This window comes from Bacillus salitolerans (assembly GCF_042680805.1).
In the GTDB taxonomy this organism is placed as follows: Bacteria; Bacillota; Bacilli; order Bacillales; family SA4; genus Bacillus_CJ; species Bacillus_CJ salitolerans.
Map to the genome: position 1 here is coordinate 108,752 of NZ_JBHUEM010000011.1, position 14,887 is coordinate 123,638.

The following is a 14,887-nucleotide window of genomic DNA, read 5'->3' on the forward strand; positions in this document are numbered from 1 at the left end:
AATTGGATAAACTAATGGTGATGCTTAGAAATTCATGATTCGCAAAAAAATAACCTCAGCAAGTGCTGAGGTTATTTTCTAGCTGCATATCGCATGCCACGACGTACAAATTTTATTAAAGGACGATAATCCTTATTAATAAGGCCAATTTTTTCAACGAGCAATTCAATCGCTACAATCAAGATGGAGATGATGAAAAATGCACCCCATAATGCAGCTTGTGATAATAGAACCGCTGATAGAGCAAATACAGCACTAATAGCATAAATGACTAAGACAGTTTGTCTATGCGTAAACCCAAGGTTTAACAAACAATGGTGTAAATGTGACTTATCTGGTGCAGATATTGGTTGCTTGTTAACAACCCTACGTATAATCGCAAAAAACGTATCAGAAATAGGCACACCTAGAATAATAATTGGAATGATAAATGAGAATACCGTTACATTTTTAAATCCAAGTAGGGATAGAACAGAAATCATAAACCCTAGGAACAATGCTCCTGTATCACCCATAAAAATTTTGGCTGGATGGAAATTATACACTAAGAAGCCAATCGTACTACCTAATACAATAGCCCCTATACTTGCAACAAAAACGTCGCCCATCATAACAGCCATACCAGAAATCGTAAGTAGCACAATAGACGATACGCCAGCTGCTAATCCATCAAGTCCATCAATTAGATTGATCGCATTTGTAATTCCCACAATCCAAATGATCGTTAAAGGAATACTAAATATACCAAATTCAAGATAGCCACCAAATGGTAGGTTGATGAATAGGACTTGAATTCCTCCCCAGATGACAACAACAGCTGCTGCTGCCAATTGTCCAAGTAGCTTCCATTTCGGAGAAATCTCCAATAAATCATCAAAGAATCCTGTAATAATAATAATCGTAGCACCTACTAATATCGGCAGGGCATCTTGATTATCTGGACTCAAAATCATGAATCCAATTAAAAAGCTTAAATATATTGCTAAACCACCTAGACGTGGCATGATTTTTTGATGGACTTTTCGTTTATTCGGTTTGTCAGTTGCTCCAATTTTTAACGCAAATCGTTTAACAAGTGGCGTTAAAAGAATAGAACTTATAAAGCAAATTATTAAGGTCAAGTAAAGCATAAAGACCCTCCCTCAAGTCTTATGATATCCATTTCAGTGAATTCTAGAATTATTTTTCTATACTTTTCGTTTCCATTTTTCTCTTTTTGTCCGGTTTCTCATAAATTCAGAAAACTATGAATATTCTGCGAAAGACTACCAAATTAATTCCTTCTTAATACACTTTTGTGATTATACCACATTTTATATGTTCTCTTATATAGAAATTTTTACCCAACAATCTCACTTTAATCAGTATACCATCATAATCTATAAATCTACAAACATCACCCCAATTTTTCTTCAAAATTCTACTAAAAATTTGATATAATGAGTTAAATGAAGTTTCATAGAATTACTACTAGGAGGCCAACATGTCGAATATGAAAAAAAAGCTACTTACAATTTCCCTAGTAACAATCCTAAGTGTAGGTACACTCTTTACAACGAAAACACTAGCCAACACAGAGCCGGTATTAGCAAGTGTTGAGTGGGTACTAAGCAAAGTAAACCCCTTAACTGATAAAGTTACAAAACTAGAACAACGAGTAAAGCAGCTAGAAGAACAAGTAGAAGCGTTACATCAGCAATTGGATGAGCAGCAATGAAAAAACTCCTTTTCTTAGTGTTTATACTTTTGGCGTTTCCTATGTGTGTTTTGGCTGATTCAACTGGTTCTACTTCGCCTATCACTTATAAGACGAGTGTTAAGGTCAAATTGTTACCAGAAATTAAATTTTCTGCCACCATTCGAGGATCTTATTTATTGGTGAACCTTGATAATCAAGAAGCACTACTCTTTACAACTCCAGTATCATTTGAGCAAGTTGATGGAAAAATTAAAGCTACCGTTGATGGGAAGGATTATATTTCTTTAAAAGGTTTTGCCATAAATGAAACAATGTATAAGGAAGAGAATGAAGTAGAGTTCACTCCCATTCAGTCAGCTGGTGGTATTATGTCCGTAAAATACCGCGGTTCATTTACCGTCGTACCCGGCACAGATCGCCCGGCTCTTTTTAACACACTTGACATGGAGAATTACTTAAAAGGGGTTGTCCCGTCTGAGATGCCAGCCTCATGGCCAATGGAGGCATTAAAAGCTCAAGCCGTAGCCGCTAGAAGCTATGCATGGGATTCTATCCAAGCAAGGGACTATCTAAATATGACGGTAGCGAGTCAAGTTTATGGTGGTAAATCAAAAGAACACAGCCGAACGAATCAAGCGATAGAAGAAACAAAAGAAATCTATGCGCTATATAATGGTAGACCAATCGCTGCCTATTTTCACTCAAGCTCTGGAGGCCATACAGAAAACAGTGAAAATGTGTGGTCAGGTACCGTACCATATATCAGAGCTGTGTTAGATGATTACGATCGGCATAGCTCGAATACCCATCATTATAATTGGACAGCTGTAGCCCCAAACAATTCCATTAAAGAAAAGCTTGCCCTGCCAGCTACATCATCAATCGTATCACTAAAAGTACTAGAAAAATCAAAAGCCGGCGGAGTGCAGCAAGTCCAAGCTACTGTTTATGATTCCCAAACAAAGCTTAAAACAAACATTGTCTATAAGCCTTCTTTCGTAAAATCACCAGATAGCTTTAGATCCATTTTTGGAGTTTCACTAAAAAGCATCAAGTTCGATGTAAAAGGTGATTCAAGTGCAAAAATTATACGAGCTGATGGATCCATTTCACAAACCGACCATTTAGCAGGCTATCAGGTTCAATTAAAAGACGATACTAAGATATCTATTATAGATCCTAACATAAAGGCCAAGGCGTTAAACTCAGACGTTTATATACGAAGCTATCCTAGCCTATTTACCTTCACAGGCAATGGCTGGGGACATGGTCTAGGCATGAGCCAATGGGGAGCACGTGGAATGGCTGAAAAAGGCTTTATGTATGATCAAATTCTTACGTACTATTATTCGGGTATTACCGTTGGAACTTATAAATAACAAAAGAAGCTGCCATTACTTGGCAGCTTCTTTTGTTTCAAGTGTTTCAATCGATAATGCTCTTGTTAAGAACGCTGAAAAATGTGAGCGTCTTGTTGGGTTATTTGGTGAAAAGTACCCATTACTTCCTTTTGCAATGTCATGCTGCGAGATAATTTTAATAACCTCATATCCTTCAGATCCCTCAAGAACATCCACATAAGGAATAAATTCATCCCCGTTATCCTGCAGGTCAAAGGCTCTTTGTAAAACAGTTGCCATATGAATTCGCTTCATCGGCGCTGTCGGCATAAAATTTCCATTACTCCCTTTAAATAGTCCAGCATCGTAAACGGTCATCACTACTTCTTCTGTCCAATGCCCACTTGGAACATCGGTGAATACAGATTGATTCGTAGATTTAGGCAAATTAAGTGCTTTAATAAGCATCGAAGCTGCCTGATAACGAGAGATCTCATTTTCTGGATAAAACTTCTTTTCTTCAGGGTAGCCTGAAATAATGCCTTTATTATATAAGTTCATAATTTCGATATAAGCCCAATACCCTTTTGGGACATCTTTAAATACAGTTGAGTTATTAATTTTTGCCTGTAATGATGCTATTTCCTTTTCAAGCTGTGCAGCTCGCTGGTCCACATCATTTACCTTCCTACTCGTATTGGAAAGCACATTTTCGGACCATTCTACCGTAGCAATTTCATATCCTTCATTCGCACTCGTCTTTTCCTGTTCACAGCCAGCTAGGGCAAGCGAACATATTACACCAACTAGTAACAATAATAGTCTAGATCGCATCTTATATCCCTTCTCCCTTTACCCTTCTAAATTTCCCCTTTACCATTTCCCACTCCGGAAAACGGCATACTTTTAACAGTATTAGATTTATACCAATAAGTAGGAGTCCACCAACGACAATCATCATCCATTCTGGTAATGGCAATAATACTTTTCTTGAAAACCAAATAATTGGCACCAACATGCAATAAAATAAAAGGGTTTGCAATTGTTGTCGAGGTTTGTATTCTAACGTTAATTTTAACATGCTTTGGGCAAGGATTAATAGAAGGAATAAATTCACAATTGAACTAACCGTCGTTCCCAGGGCTATCGCACTAGCTCCGAGCTCGTCCAAATAATAGATAGAAATAAAGCTGTTTATCCCAAAAACTGAAATCACACTAAACAAAACTGGAAGTACAGAGCGTTCCATTGCATAAAAGAACCTTGTTACATAGGCAGTAGCTGCAAGTGAGAACATCGATAGGGAAAAAATCATTAATAAAGGAGCTGTTAAGTCCGTTGACTCTTTCGTAAAGCTGCCATACTCAAACACCACGGTAATCACTTCTTTTGAATAAATAGCAATAAAAATCGCGATTGGCCAAATTAGTAAACTAAGCCACCTTAAACCTTTTTGAAAGATTTCTTGTAATTCGTCTCCTCTGTTTTCTGCCACTTTTTTTGCTAATAACGGATAGATAACGGTTGTGACCGCTGTTATCAAAATAATTTGTGGGAACTGAATGAGCTTGCCCGCATAATTAAGAGCTGAAATTGCCCCGTCCTGAAGGCTGGAGGCAAAGTAACGATGTAGTAAAAAGTAAAACTGAAGGGTTGCTCCTCCTAACATAATTGGAAACGCTAAACGAACAAGCTTCTGAAAGTCACCATCAAGACTAAACTTTATCCCAAATTCAATTGGAGTAACCCCTTTAATCGAAAAGTAAAGAACGATAATTGCTAATAAAGATCCTATTACAGCACCTAGACCATAGGCTGATACACCGATAATGGGCACGAATAGTAGCACCATTACAATAAATACAGCATTATTAATGAATGTAGAAAGGGCTGCGACCTTAAATTTATTATGAAGATTTAATATTCCAGAAAACCAAATTGTAAATAACATACACACGGTGGTTGGAGCCATCCAGTATAAAAGATTTTTTGTTACGGTTCGTTCTTCTATTGTGAAGCCAGGAAATAGCATCGAGATGATTTGATCTGTAAATACGAACAAAGAAATGATGACTATTATAGAAAGAAAGCTCAGTAAAGAAAAGACATTTTTCACTAAACTGTTCTTTGCTTTCTCCCCTGTCATTTTTGAGTAAATAGAGATAAAGGCAGTCGTTAAAGCTCCGCCTACCACAATATTTAAAAAGGTTGGTATCGTGTAGGCGGTAATGATGCTATCCGCTAGATAGGATGTACCAAATTGAAAACCAATGACGATTTCTCTAGCGAATCCGAGCAATCTCCCTAGCATGTTGATAACTACAACAGCCCCAATTATTTTCATTACGTTTAATTGCATATTGTCACGTTCCTTACGTGTATAGCTTTATCACTCTGTCTAAAAGAACTTTTTGATCATTTTCTTCAGCACATTTTAGCCCACTTTGTATCAACCTGTTTTTTAAGCCTTCATCCCGTAACACTTGATCAATGCCTTTAAAAAGTGAGTGAGGATTCTTAGGTTCTACTAGCACCCCGCGGTCCTGTTGCAATAGATAGGTTAGCCCCCCAACATTTGAGCCTACCACAGGAGTACCGCAAGCCATTGCTTCAACTGCTACTAATCCAAAACCTTCAATATAAGAAGGTAAGACAAACACATCGCTCGCAGCCATCCACTTTGCTACTTCAGCTTGACTTTTTTGTTCATGAATATGGATATCTTTGATATCACTTTGGTCTACAGCTAAAATCATTTCGTTAAAAAACCCCTCATGTTTCACTGGTCCTATGAAATGAAGCTGAGCATTTGGGTGATTTTCTTTAACTTTCGAAAACGCTTTGATTAACTCGAGGATTCCTTTTTCTTGTATATAATTACCGACAAACAGTACGACTGGTCCTTCATCTATACGTAACTCTTTCCGAAGAGTTTTCTTATCTTGCGGCTTGAATACCTCTCGATTCACACCCATATTAATAATTGAAACTTTATCCTTACGTATCCCAAAGCTTTCATGAATTTCATCATGCAGACCTTGTCCAACTGCAATGATTTCATCTGCTTCCTCTAGGATATATCTCGTCCAATTACGAATTCGTGCATTTTTCTTTGCCATTTTATCAATATCTCCACCATGTGCGGTAATAATCATCTTCGTTTTGAATAGCCGTTTATGTAAAAGAGCTAGTAATCCACTAGGAAACACGTAATGTGCGTGAACAAAATCATATGTTTTTCCTTTAGGTAAGTTCATAATAAAGTCTAGTAGCCATCGAGAGTATTTCATGAGTACATGCTTCTTACCAGCCTTCGGATTCGAAACCGAAACAACATCAATTTCAATCCCTCTTTCTCTTAGAGCTTCCACCTGGTTTTTCACAAATATCCCAAAGGTTCTTGCTTGTTCACTTGGATACATATTACTAATAACTAATCCCTTTAATTTTCTCACCTTTACACCTCTTACATGTCACTTTATCTCTCTACTTTAAAACATTGAAAATGTAAATGATTACATTCATCGAGCATTAACATTTTCTTTATCATATCATAGTTATTTCCATTATTAGAATTTGGGTATAACTGATGAACCTTTATGAGAATTAATACTATTTTCATCCACTATTTTTGAGTGGTTCTTCCCAAACAAAAACGGGCAAAAATGCCCGTTATTTTTCATAGTACAATTTAATACCGTTATAGATCGCTTCGGCAAAGATGTTTACATACTCATCAGATTTTAGCTTATTGGCATCCTCTTCATTCGTAAGGAAGCCTAGTTCTACTAACACGCTCGGGATGTCATTATTTCGGATAACATAGAAGCCTTTATCTTTAATCCCTCGGTTCTCCATTTTTGCCATCGCAACAATTTGACTTTGAATTTCAGAAGCCAGCTTCTTACTTTCATCAGGGTTATTGTTTTCTGATGTATCGTAGTAAGTTTCAGTCCCTTTTATATCCTTATTATCAACTGCATTGGAGTGAATACTAATAAATGCATCCGCAAAGTGACCTTTTGCAAAGTCAACACGCTCTTGAAGCGAAAGGAACGTATCATCGTTTCTTGTCATAATCACAGTTGCTTCATCCTTTTTCAGCATCTCATTCAACTTTTGTGCGATTTTTATGACGATATCTTTTTCCTGAGCATTGTTCGCAATAGCACCTGGATCCTTTCCGCCGTGTCCAGCATCAATGACGATAATTCTTCCTTGAAGTGGGTTTGATAACCCATTTTGTTTAATGTAGTGTTTATGAATATACCCAATTTGGTTATTATACTTAATTTGTAGCCAGTATCCAACTGAACCATACACATCTACTTTTTGCCCATTCGAAAGTGTACCAATCACGGCACTAGCTGTCGAAGGAAGGGACCGTATGTTAAGAGAAGATTTAGCCGTCACCGTTCCAGTTCCTGAAAGTGGACCAAGAACATTTACTCGAAATTCTTCATTCAGTGTTCTGGATAAAAAGATCGAAAATTGAGCACGACTAATGTTAGATTCGGGTAAGTATTTACCATTACTACCAATCGTAATTCCTTCATTAAAAAGTGTCGTAATGTAAGGTGATGCCCAATGGTCGGACTGTACATCTAAAAAAATCGATGAAGCTTTAGCTTCGGATGCTACATACGTATTTTCCAAACTAAACCCATTTACTAAAATTTTACTCATTTGTGAACGTTTCAGCGTATCATTTGGACCAAAATTCCCGTTTTGATATCCACTGATTATTCCTAATGCATAGGCTCTTTCAATGTAACCTGATGCCCAGTGATCTAGAGGAACATCTTTAAAGCTCGACTCTGTTACGATGAGCTGTTCTGCACCTAATGCCTCAACAATCATTTTGGCTGCCTGGGCTCTCGTTACATCATTAAATGGATAAAAAACACGTTCTCCATTTAAATCATATCCCATGATAATTGCCATGGAGCTTAAATAGGAAATCTCACGAAATGCAAAGAAATCTGATGCGACATCAGCATAATTAACCGTTACTTCTTTTCCACTTGGAGTAGGGTTAGATTCTTCTGTTTCCTCACTTGAACTAGTATCAGAAGATTCTTCATTCTCCCCTTGTTCTGTCTCATTCTCATCTGGATTTTCTTCGGATACATTCTCGTCTCCAGGAGCTTCTACTTCAGAGCCCGGAGGATTATTTTCACCTGATCCGTCAGATGGATTTGATGAGGTGTCAGCCACTGCAACAAAGGCAAACAAGAAGAACGACAAAAAGCAACACAAAATACTCGGGATGACTTTTTTCGACATTCGGGTTACTCCTTTCAACAAATTCCGTCAGACATAGTACTAGCTTACCATGTCCTCCCCTATAATTCTATCGTTTTTCTACCGAACCTTTTTCCTATTTTCATAGTCTATAGCTCTTAAAGAGCCAGCTATAGTAGAAGTTATTTTTCACTGGGTCATACAAAATGCAAGTAGTCACCCTTCTGTATTCAACAAAGCGCACCGTATTATGGATCAGCAGTCTCTGATGATATGAAGTAAATTCACTCATTAAATAAAATAAGAATGAACGATTTGGCTTTGATCTGATAAGAATGTATTTTTAATACACTTGCTTTGGTTACGACTGCGATTACACTTCTTTGCTTCTAACTTGCTAGTGATATGGAAAAACCTGCTTTTTATGTATAAAGCTCCATCATTTGATATTTTGAATTTTTTCGATGAAGCTTGGATTACTTTTTGAGGAATAATTACAATATAGACATGTAAAGTTTGCCTTTTTTATCATTATAGAAATCCATCGGCAACTTTGTTGATTTTATCAGCAACTTATTGAAATTTATCAGCAACTTCCTAAGTTTATCGTCAACTTTTGAATTTTATCATCAACTATCTTGTTTATCAGCAACTTTATATGGTTTATCAGCAACTTATGATAGTTTATCGGTAACTAACCTTGGTTTATCAGCAAATATAATAACTAAAGCCTCAGCTCAGCAAATATTCCTTATTTGACCTCAAGTAGGAGGAATGACAAATATCGTCTCCTTTTCATCTTGGCCGGGAGCTGGAACCTGGTTAATGCCTTCCTTTAAAAAAAAGAATCTCCCTCCTAAAAGGAAGATTCTCACCAAACTACTATCTACTCTTAGCTTCATGGGCTAGCATGAGACCAACTGTGTTATTTTGGGTCCAGATTTTGTCGTAATTCTCAAGTGGAATAGGTCTCGGACCAACGTGTGGTGACAGTTCTGGAGTGTAGGCAGGATTTTTTTGATTGGATATAAACCAATCCGTATACCCTCCACCGCTAGGATTTGAGACCGGATCTACGAGACGATAGCCAGTTTTCGTTTCGAGCATTTTACCTATGTGGAAATCTCTATCCTTCTGAGCCCCCGATTGATGGAAATGCCAAAAAATGATTTCACCTGAAGAATGGTACGAAACAGCTGTTTTAAACTTATGTTTTAGGGTGAAATCTACAAGTGCTTTCGTTTCTGGTTCACTTAATGGAGCAGGTCCTTTGTAATTCTGCGGGGAAGGCTTTCCAGGATCGTGACGAATGCTTTCCCATTTGGCAGGATATTGACGATTCAAATCTACACCTCGAATATTTGCTTTCCAGGCGGAAAAATCCGTACTCCCATTATTTAGTTTTAAAACTTGTGATGGATTACGTGCACTTGTATATCCTTTTTGAACAAGTGTAACCCCATCAGGGTTTACCATTGGGACAAACCAGATGCTCACTTCGTTAAGGACCTCGTAAACATCGTAGCCGCTATAAGGTTCCTTTGTTTTGTAATGATAGGAGTATACATCTAGCATTTCCATGACCAGATTGGACGTCATATGTTCTCTTGCGTGATGAGAACCATTAATAAAGATCTCTTTATCCCCTTTTCCAAGCTTAATCGCATATAGATTACGTCCATCAACTGATTTCCCAATCACTTCGTACTGAAGGAAGTCAGGGATACACCATGCTCAATAGTCTAATATCACTTTCCATTTGATCATACGTATAGACTTGTTTTGGCCTTACAATGCTATGGGCCGTCGTTTTAATTAAGCCGGTATTTGTAATTGTTCTATAAATAAACGCACTAAATTGACCACGATTAACGGATTCGTTTGGACTAAATGTACCATCCGCACGTCCAGTTGTAATATTATTTGCTGCAAGTGCTGAAATTTCATGATAAGCCCAGTGGCTCTTTGGTACGTCTTTAAACGTCTTTGGTGCAGTTCCACCTAATGAGTAGGCTCTCTGAAGAATTTTCGCCATTTGGGCTCTTGTTAAGTACCCCTCTCCATCGAACGTACCATTGTCTTTTCCTGTAATGAGCCCTTCGTCTACTACCGTTGCAATCACATCATAGTAGAGATGATTAGGAGTGACATCCTTAAGACCAGGGTTTGGCCTGTTTTTTGTATTTAAGTTTAATACCTTCGCCAATATCAGGGCAGCATGAGATCTCTTAAGCGGTTGCCCAGGCTTGAATGTACCATCCTGATAACCACTTATTATGCCTTTGTTGAAGATGTAAAGGACCTCTTTTTGAGCCCAAAATGTAGAATCAATATCTTTAAATTGCTGTTCCACATGCTTGTTGCTATAAACCGCTTGCAGCTGATCGAAATATAAGGTTCCTTTCCCTTGTCTTTCCTTATAAGCTTCTGCTACGTATATTTGTTTAAACTTTATCGGCAAGGCAATATCTGTCGGTAAAACTGCTTCAGCATATTTCCAACCAGACCAGTTCAATCCACCTTCTTCAGTAAAATTAATCGTGTGCTCTTGTCCGCTTCCATCAACAATTTTTCCTCGTAACCAGTGGTTTTTCGCATCACCATATACCCATACTCCTAGTTTCTGAGGCTTTCCTAATAAAGTAATCGGATTTACGGCTGAAATATAAGAAGCAGCAATCCCTTCTTCACCGACTGAAAAGTCATACGAAAGCTTCGCTGAGCCTGCACCTTGACGGAATGGCTCTGACTTGGTGCTTCTCGTTAAGGTCGATCCAGCACGAATGTTTTCATTACGCCAATTTTGCATTGTATCAAAGGAGTCAATAAGTTCTGAATTAACTCCTACTTTTACAGGTATACTAACAGTGTTAGAACCAATCGTTGCAATAATCTTACCTTCAGCTTTTCCTTGGCTAGAAGTGAAAACACCATTATTCGTGATAGTCCCGATATTTCCTTCTACCTTCCATGAAACTAAGGAAGTATCATAAATGATTGGCTGTCCGTTAGGGTCAGATGCCTGGGTTTTTAATGTTACAGTTTGCCCTTCTCCCATAACAAGTGATGGGATATTTAATTTAAAATTATCGATTTTTTCAACAACACTTAATGGTAAGTCTTTTGTTGCACTGCCATAAGTAACTTTAATGGTGCCTGTACCCGCTTGAGTTGCTGTAAATTTCGTCCCATTAAAGTTGCCTAAGCTACTAGAAATGGATAGTTTGCTAGCATCATATTTTAATGGATTGTAATATTGATCTAGCACATATTTTAACGACACATCAATAGATGTACCTTTTAGTACTTTTCCATTCGGAATAGATAATCCTATGTGTGTTTCTTTTCCATATGGAGCTGTACTTACAGCCTGTAAAATAGTTGAAACCGCTCGTTCTCTCCCATCTGAAGGAGAATTGGCTAATGTTGCATAGTGGGCACCATAACGACGAGTAGCAAGTGTTGTAGAGCCACCTCCATCTAGATTAATAGCGCGGTTTACTCCAAGACTAACGAGGTACTCAGCAAACTCGGTAAGATTCATTCCCGTACTATAACCTGGCTGACGTCCGTCAACTGTTACGAAAAATACCTTACTCCCTGTTGCATCCATCGCAACGGCTGTTCTTGGCGCTCTCTCTTTCGCTCTCGAGCTGTTTGTATCCATTGAAATCTGAACTTTTCCATCTCTAACAAGCATCGGTCCACTTGCTAGCATAAACTTAGCATTGTTCCACTTATCATCGATTGAAATTTTTACTGAGATTGGATCACCAACTTTAATCCCGGTTAGCGTACTTGGAAGATTACCTTGGACAGATACAACAAATTGATTTTCCATGATTAACGTATTTGTTGTGTCACCCTTTGGACGAATTTTTACAACTTGCCCAGATAGTACATCACCGAATTGAAGTGGTTCACGAATAGGAGTAGCGCTTTGAATCACAAATTCTGTTCCATACTCGTTTGTGTTTGTTTGAAAACTTGAGTGATTACTTCTTGTATAAAGAATCGTTTCTTCAGCAGCTCGTTCCTTGTTAATACCATGGATCTTATGAACATTGCCTGCTGCTTCCATATTAATGCTTAAGTTAAAGGAGTCAATTTGAGCTCTTCCGTCTTTATTGATTCCAAAAGCTATCGGCTGGTTTACATACTGACTTGAATCCTTTGCTGTAAAACCACCGTTGATAATGCTGTTATTTTGAGCAATTAAATACATCGGTAATCTGTTATTTGTGTAATAAAAGGAACCATTTATCGCCCCAACAACATGATGGGAATCCTTACTATTCGCTTTCGCTTGACTAGTTGTCGTTTTTAAAGACGATATCGGATTTGGTATCCCAAGCTTAACCTCTGTATAAGGATCTAGTAGATTCATTTCTAGAACCCTAAATGATTGAGTCGTATTTTGATAGACTTGATTTTTATACGTGACACCTGGTGAAACAATATACTGTTCCTTCGTTATCGGTGTCTCCGCTGCTGCTACAGCAGGTAGTGGTGGCAATAGGCTTACGAATAACTGAGCGACAATTAATACGATGAAAAGACGTTGAAAGATAAATTTCATAGTTCCTCCGTAGCTCCCTTTGTTGTAATTCTTTCTCTAGTCTAACATTCTATCATTTTTCGTTAGTGAATCACACAACAAAAAGTCTCATATTTTTACATTTTTTTCTGCCCATTAATAAGACGATTGTTTCAGCCGTTTTGTTTCATCAAAATTTGCTGAGTATTTTTCATTGACAGGTAAAGAAGATATGTATTATTATTTATCTCATATTGAGATATCTCAAATTAGAGATAATTGAATTAAAAATATTTTTTTCGAAAAGGGGAATGTAAAATGACAGTTTCAAAATGGGCATTAGACAAAGCGCACAGCAGTGTAGATTTTTCAGTAAGACATATGATGATTTCAAGTGTGAAGGGTTCTTTCAATGAATTCAGTGCATCTATTGAAGCAGATCCATCAGATTTAACAACAGCTAAAATCGAATTTACTATCGAATTAGCAAGTGTAGACACTCGTAACGATGATCGTGACAACCATTTACGTTCAGCAGATTTCTTTGATGTAGAGAACACACCTACGATGACATTCACATCTACTCAAATCACAAAGAAAGCTGACGATGAGTATGAAGTAACAGGTAACCTCTCTCTTCATGGTAAAACAAATCAAGAAACGTTCCTTGTCACATTTGAAGGGGAAGGAAAAGATCCTTGGGGTAATTTAAAGGTTGGTTTTAGTGCAGAAGGAAAAATTAATCGTAGCGACTACGGTCTATCATGGAATGCTGCATTAGAAACAGGTGGTGTTCTAGTAGGAGATCAAATTAAAGTAGCCCTTCAGCTTCAAGCAACGAAAGAAGCTTAATCTGGATAAACATGTGTTTTTTCTGGATATATGAAAATTTTTCTGGATAAAAGGAACAAAATTCTGGATAAATAAAAAAAATCGTGGATATCCCTCCGACTATTCTGGATAAGCAATATAACAAAGCAATACCGTCCTGTTGAGACAAAACAGGACGGTTTTTGCTTATTCTTCATATCCTTTTGGATTCATCGACTGCCATTTCCACGAATCTTTACACATTTCCTCTAGACTTTTCTCTGCTTTCCAGCCTAACTCACGTTCTGCCTTGGATGGATCGCCATACACAACGGCAACATCTCCTTGCCTTCTTTCAATAATGCGATACGGTATCGTCCTGCCTGAAGCATGTTCAAAGGCTTTCACCATTTCCAGCACACTATAGCCTACACCTGTGCCTAAATTATAAGCTTCCACACCACTTGTGCCCATTATTTTATGTAAAGCTTTTAGATGCCCCTTTGCTAAATCGACAACATGTATGTAGTCTCTAACTCCTGTACCATCTGAGGTAGGATAGTCATTTCCAAATACTTTAAGCTCATCACGCTTGCCAACGGCAACTTGTGTAATATACGGAATCAAATTGTTTGGAATCCCACTTGGATCCTCCCCAATTAAGCCGCTTTCGTGAGCACCAATCGGGTTAAAGTAACGTAATAACGCAATTCCCCATTCGTTATTAGATACATAGACATCCTTTAAAATATCTTCAATCATAAGCTTCGTACGACCATATGGATTGGTTGCTTGTAGGCGAGACTTTTCCGTGATCGGCACCTGCTCAGGATCTCCATATACAGTAGCTGAAGAACTAAACACCAGCTTATGAACGCCATGCGCCCTCATCACATCAAGAAGAACAAGTGTCCCAGTTATATTATTCTGATAATAATAAAGTGGCTTTTGAACAGACTCGCCAACCGCCTTTAATCCCGCAAAATGAATGACAGCTTCAATGTTATTTTCATTAAAAATCTGCTCCACCGCTTGTCGATCCAATAGGTCCACCTTATACACCTTGACCTGCTTCCCTGTAATGTCTGAAACTCGCTCTATTGATTTTGAATGACTATTTAAGAAGTTATCAACGACAACAACTTCATACCCAGCCTCAAGTAATTCAACACACGTATGACTACCTATATATCCTGCCCCACCTGTAACTAAAATGGACATTCAAAGCCCCCCAAACATATCATTTACTTCATTCAT

Annotated in this window: 11 protein-coding genes; 3 read left to right on the plus strand and 8 right to left on the minus strand. The window is 37.8% G+C overall.

Annotated features, from left to right (window positions below):
• Nucleotides 1-71: 71 nt before the first annotated feature.
• Nucleotides 72-1,130: a glycosyltransferase family 4 protein gene (locus ACFSCX_RS09555; protein WP_377927984.1), complete on the minus strand. Its 1,059-nt coding sequence runs from the start codon at nucleotides 1,128-1,130 to the stop codon at nucleotides 72-74.
• A 353-nt stretch (nucleotides 1,131-1,483) separates the two neighbouring features.
• Between ACFSCX_RS09555 and ACFSCX_RS09560 the strand changes: the two genes are divergently transcribed.
• The gene (locus ACFSCX_RS09560; protein ID WP_377927985.1) at nucleotides 1,484-1,717 is read left to right on the plus strand and encodes a hypothetical protein; all 234 of its coding nucleotides are present in this window, start codon (nucleotides 1,484-1,486) and stop codon (nucleotides 1,715-1,717) included.
• Nucleotides 1,714-3,078, plus strand: a complete 1,365-nt coding sequence (locus ACFSCX_RS09565; RefSeq protein WP_377927986.1) for a SpoIID/LytB domain-containing protein — start codon at nucleotides 1,714-1,716, stop codon at nucleotides 3,076-3,078. Before ACFSCX_RS09560 ends, ACFSCX_RS09565 begins: the two co-directional genes overlap by 4 nt.
• Before the next feature lie 15 nt (nucleotides 3,079-3,093).
• Here the strand turns inward: ACFSCX_RS09565 and ACFSCX_RS09570 are convergent, their stop codons facing one another.
• From ACFSCX_RS09570 to ACFSCX_RS09595, 6 genes are all read right to left on the minus strand, one after another.
• Nucleotides 3,094-3,873, minus strand: coding sequence for an S-layer homology domain-containing protein (locus ACFSCX_RS09570; protein ID WP_377927987.1), 780 nt, complete (start codon nucleotides 3,871-3,873; stop codon nucleotides 3,094-3,096).
• A 1-nt stretch (nucleotide 3,874) separates the two neighbouring features.
• Complete coding sequence (gene murJ / locus ACFSCX_RS09575; RefSeq protein WP_377927988.1) at nucleotides 3,875-5,398, minus strand: murein biosynthesis integral membrane protein MurJ; 1,524 nt, start codon at nucleotides 5,396-5,398, stop codon at nucleotides 3,875-3,877.
• Nucleotides 5,399-5,411: 13 nt separating this feature from the next.
• Nucleotides 5,412-6,494: a glycosyltransferase gene (locus ACFSCX_RS09580; RefSeq protein ID WP_377927989.1), complete on the minus strand. Its 1,083-nt coding sequence runs from the start codon at nucleotides 6,492-6,494 to the stop codon at nucleotides 5,412-5,414.
• Between the two features lie 217 nt (nucleotides 6,495-6,711).
• Nucleotides 6,712-8,325, minus strand: coding sequence for an N-acetylmuramoyl-L-alanine amidase (locus ACFSCX_RS09585; RefSeq protein WP_377927990.1), 1,614 nt, complete (start codon nucleotides 8,323-8,325; stop codon nucleotides 6,712-6,714).
• A gap of 840 nt (nucleotides 8,326-9,165) precedes the next feature.
• Nucleotides 9,166-9,984 (minus strand): M14 family metallopeptidase, encoded by an 819-nt coding sequence (locus ACFSCX_RS09590; RefSeq protein WP_377927991.1) that lies wholly within the window; start codon nucleotides 9,982-9,984, stop codon nucleotides 9,166-9,168.
• Between the two features lie 16 nt (nucleotides 9,985-10,000).
• Nucleotides 10,001-12,862 carry a phosphodiester glycosidase family protein gene (locus ACFSCX_RS09595; protein ID WP_377927992.1) on the minus strand — a complete coding sequence of 954 codons (2,862 nt, stop codon included), beginning with the start codon at nucleotides 12,860-12,862 and terminating at the stop codon, nucleotides 10,001-10,003.
• A gap of 276 nt (nucleotides 12,863-13,138) precedes the next feature.
• Between ACFSCX_RS09595 and ACFSCX_RS09600 the strand changes: the two genes are divergently transcribed.
• Nucleotides 13,139-13,672: a YceI family protein gene (locus ACFSCX_RS09600; RefSeq protein ID WP_377927993.1), complete on the plus strand. Its 534-nt coding sequence runs from the start codon at nucleotides 13,139-13,141 to the stop codon at nucleotides 13,670-13,672.
• A gap of 165 nt (nucleotides 13,673-13,837) precedes the next feature.
• On the opposite strand, the gene galE is transcribed toward ACFSCX_RS09600, so the two are convergent.
• Nucleotides 13,838-14,851 carry a UDP-glucose 4-epimerase GalE gene (gene galE / locus ACFSCX_RS09605; protein WP_377927994.1) on the minus strand — a complete coding sequence of 338 codons (1,014 nt, stop codon included), beginning with the start codon at nucleotides 14,849-14,851 and terminating at the stop codon, nucleotides 13,838-13,840.
• Nucleotides 14,852-14,887: the final 36 nt, after the last annotated feature.

Coding starts and splice junctions, on each gene's coding strand:
- ACFSCX_RS09555 (WP_377927984.1), bottom strand. CDS start 1,130: ATGCTTTACTTGACCTTAATAATTTGCTTTATAAGTTCTATTCTTTTA.
- ACFSCX_RS09560 (WP_377927985.1), top strand. CDS start 1,484: ATGTCGAATATGAAAAAAAAGCTACTTACAATTTCCCTAGTAACAATC.
- ACFSCX_RS09565 (WP_377927986.1), top strand. CDS start 1,714: ATGAAAAAACTCCTTTTCTTAGTGTTTATACTTTTGGCGTTTCCTATG.
- ACFSCX_RS09570 (WP_377927987.1), bottom strand. CDS start 3,873: ATGCGATCTAGACTATTATTGTTACTAGTTGGTGTAATATGTTCGCTT.
- murJ (WP_377927988.1), bottom strand. CDS start 5,398: ATGCAATTAAACGTAATGAAAATAATTGGGGCTGTTGTAGTTATCAAC.
- ACFSCX_RS09585 (WP_377927990.1), bottom strand. CDS start 8,325: ATGTCGAAAAAAGTCATCCCGAGTATTTTGTGTTGCTTTTTGTCGTTC.
- ACFSCX_RS09595 (WP_377927992.1), bottom strand. CDS start 12,862: ATGAAATTTATCTTTCAACGTCTTTTCATCGTATTAATTGTCGCTCAG.
- ACFSCX_RS09600 (WP_377927993.1), top strand. CDS start 13,139: ATGACAGTTTCAAAATGGGCATTAGACAAAGCGCACAGCAGTGTAGAT.
- galE (WP_377927994.1), bottom strand. CDS start 14,851: ATGTCCATTTTAGTTACAGGTGGGGCAGGATATATAGGTAGTCATACG.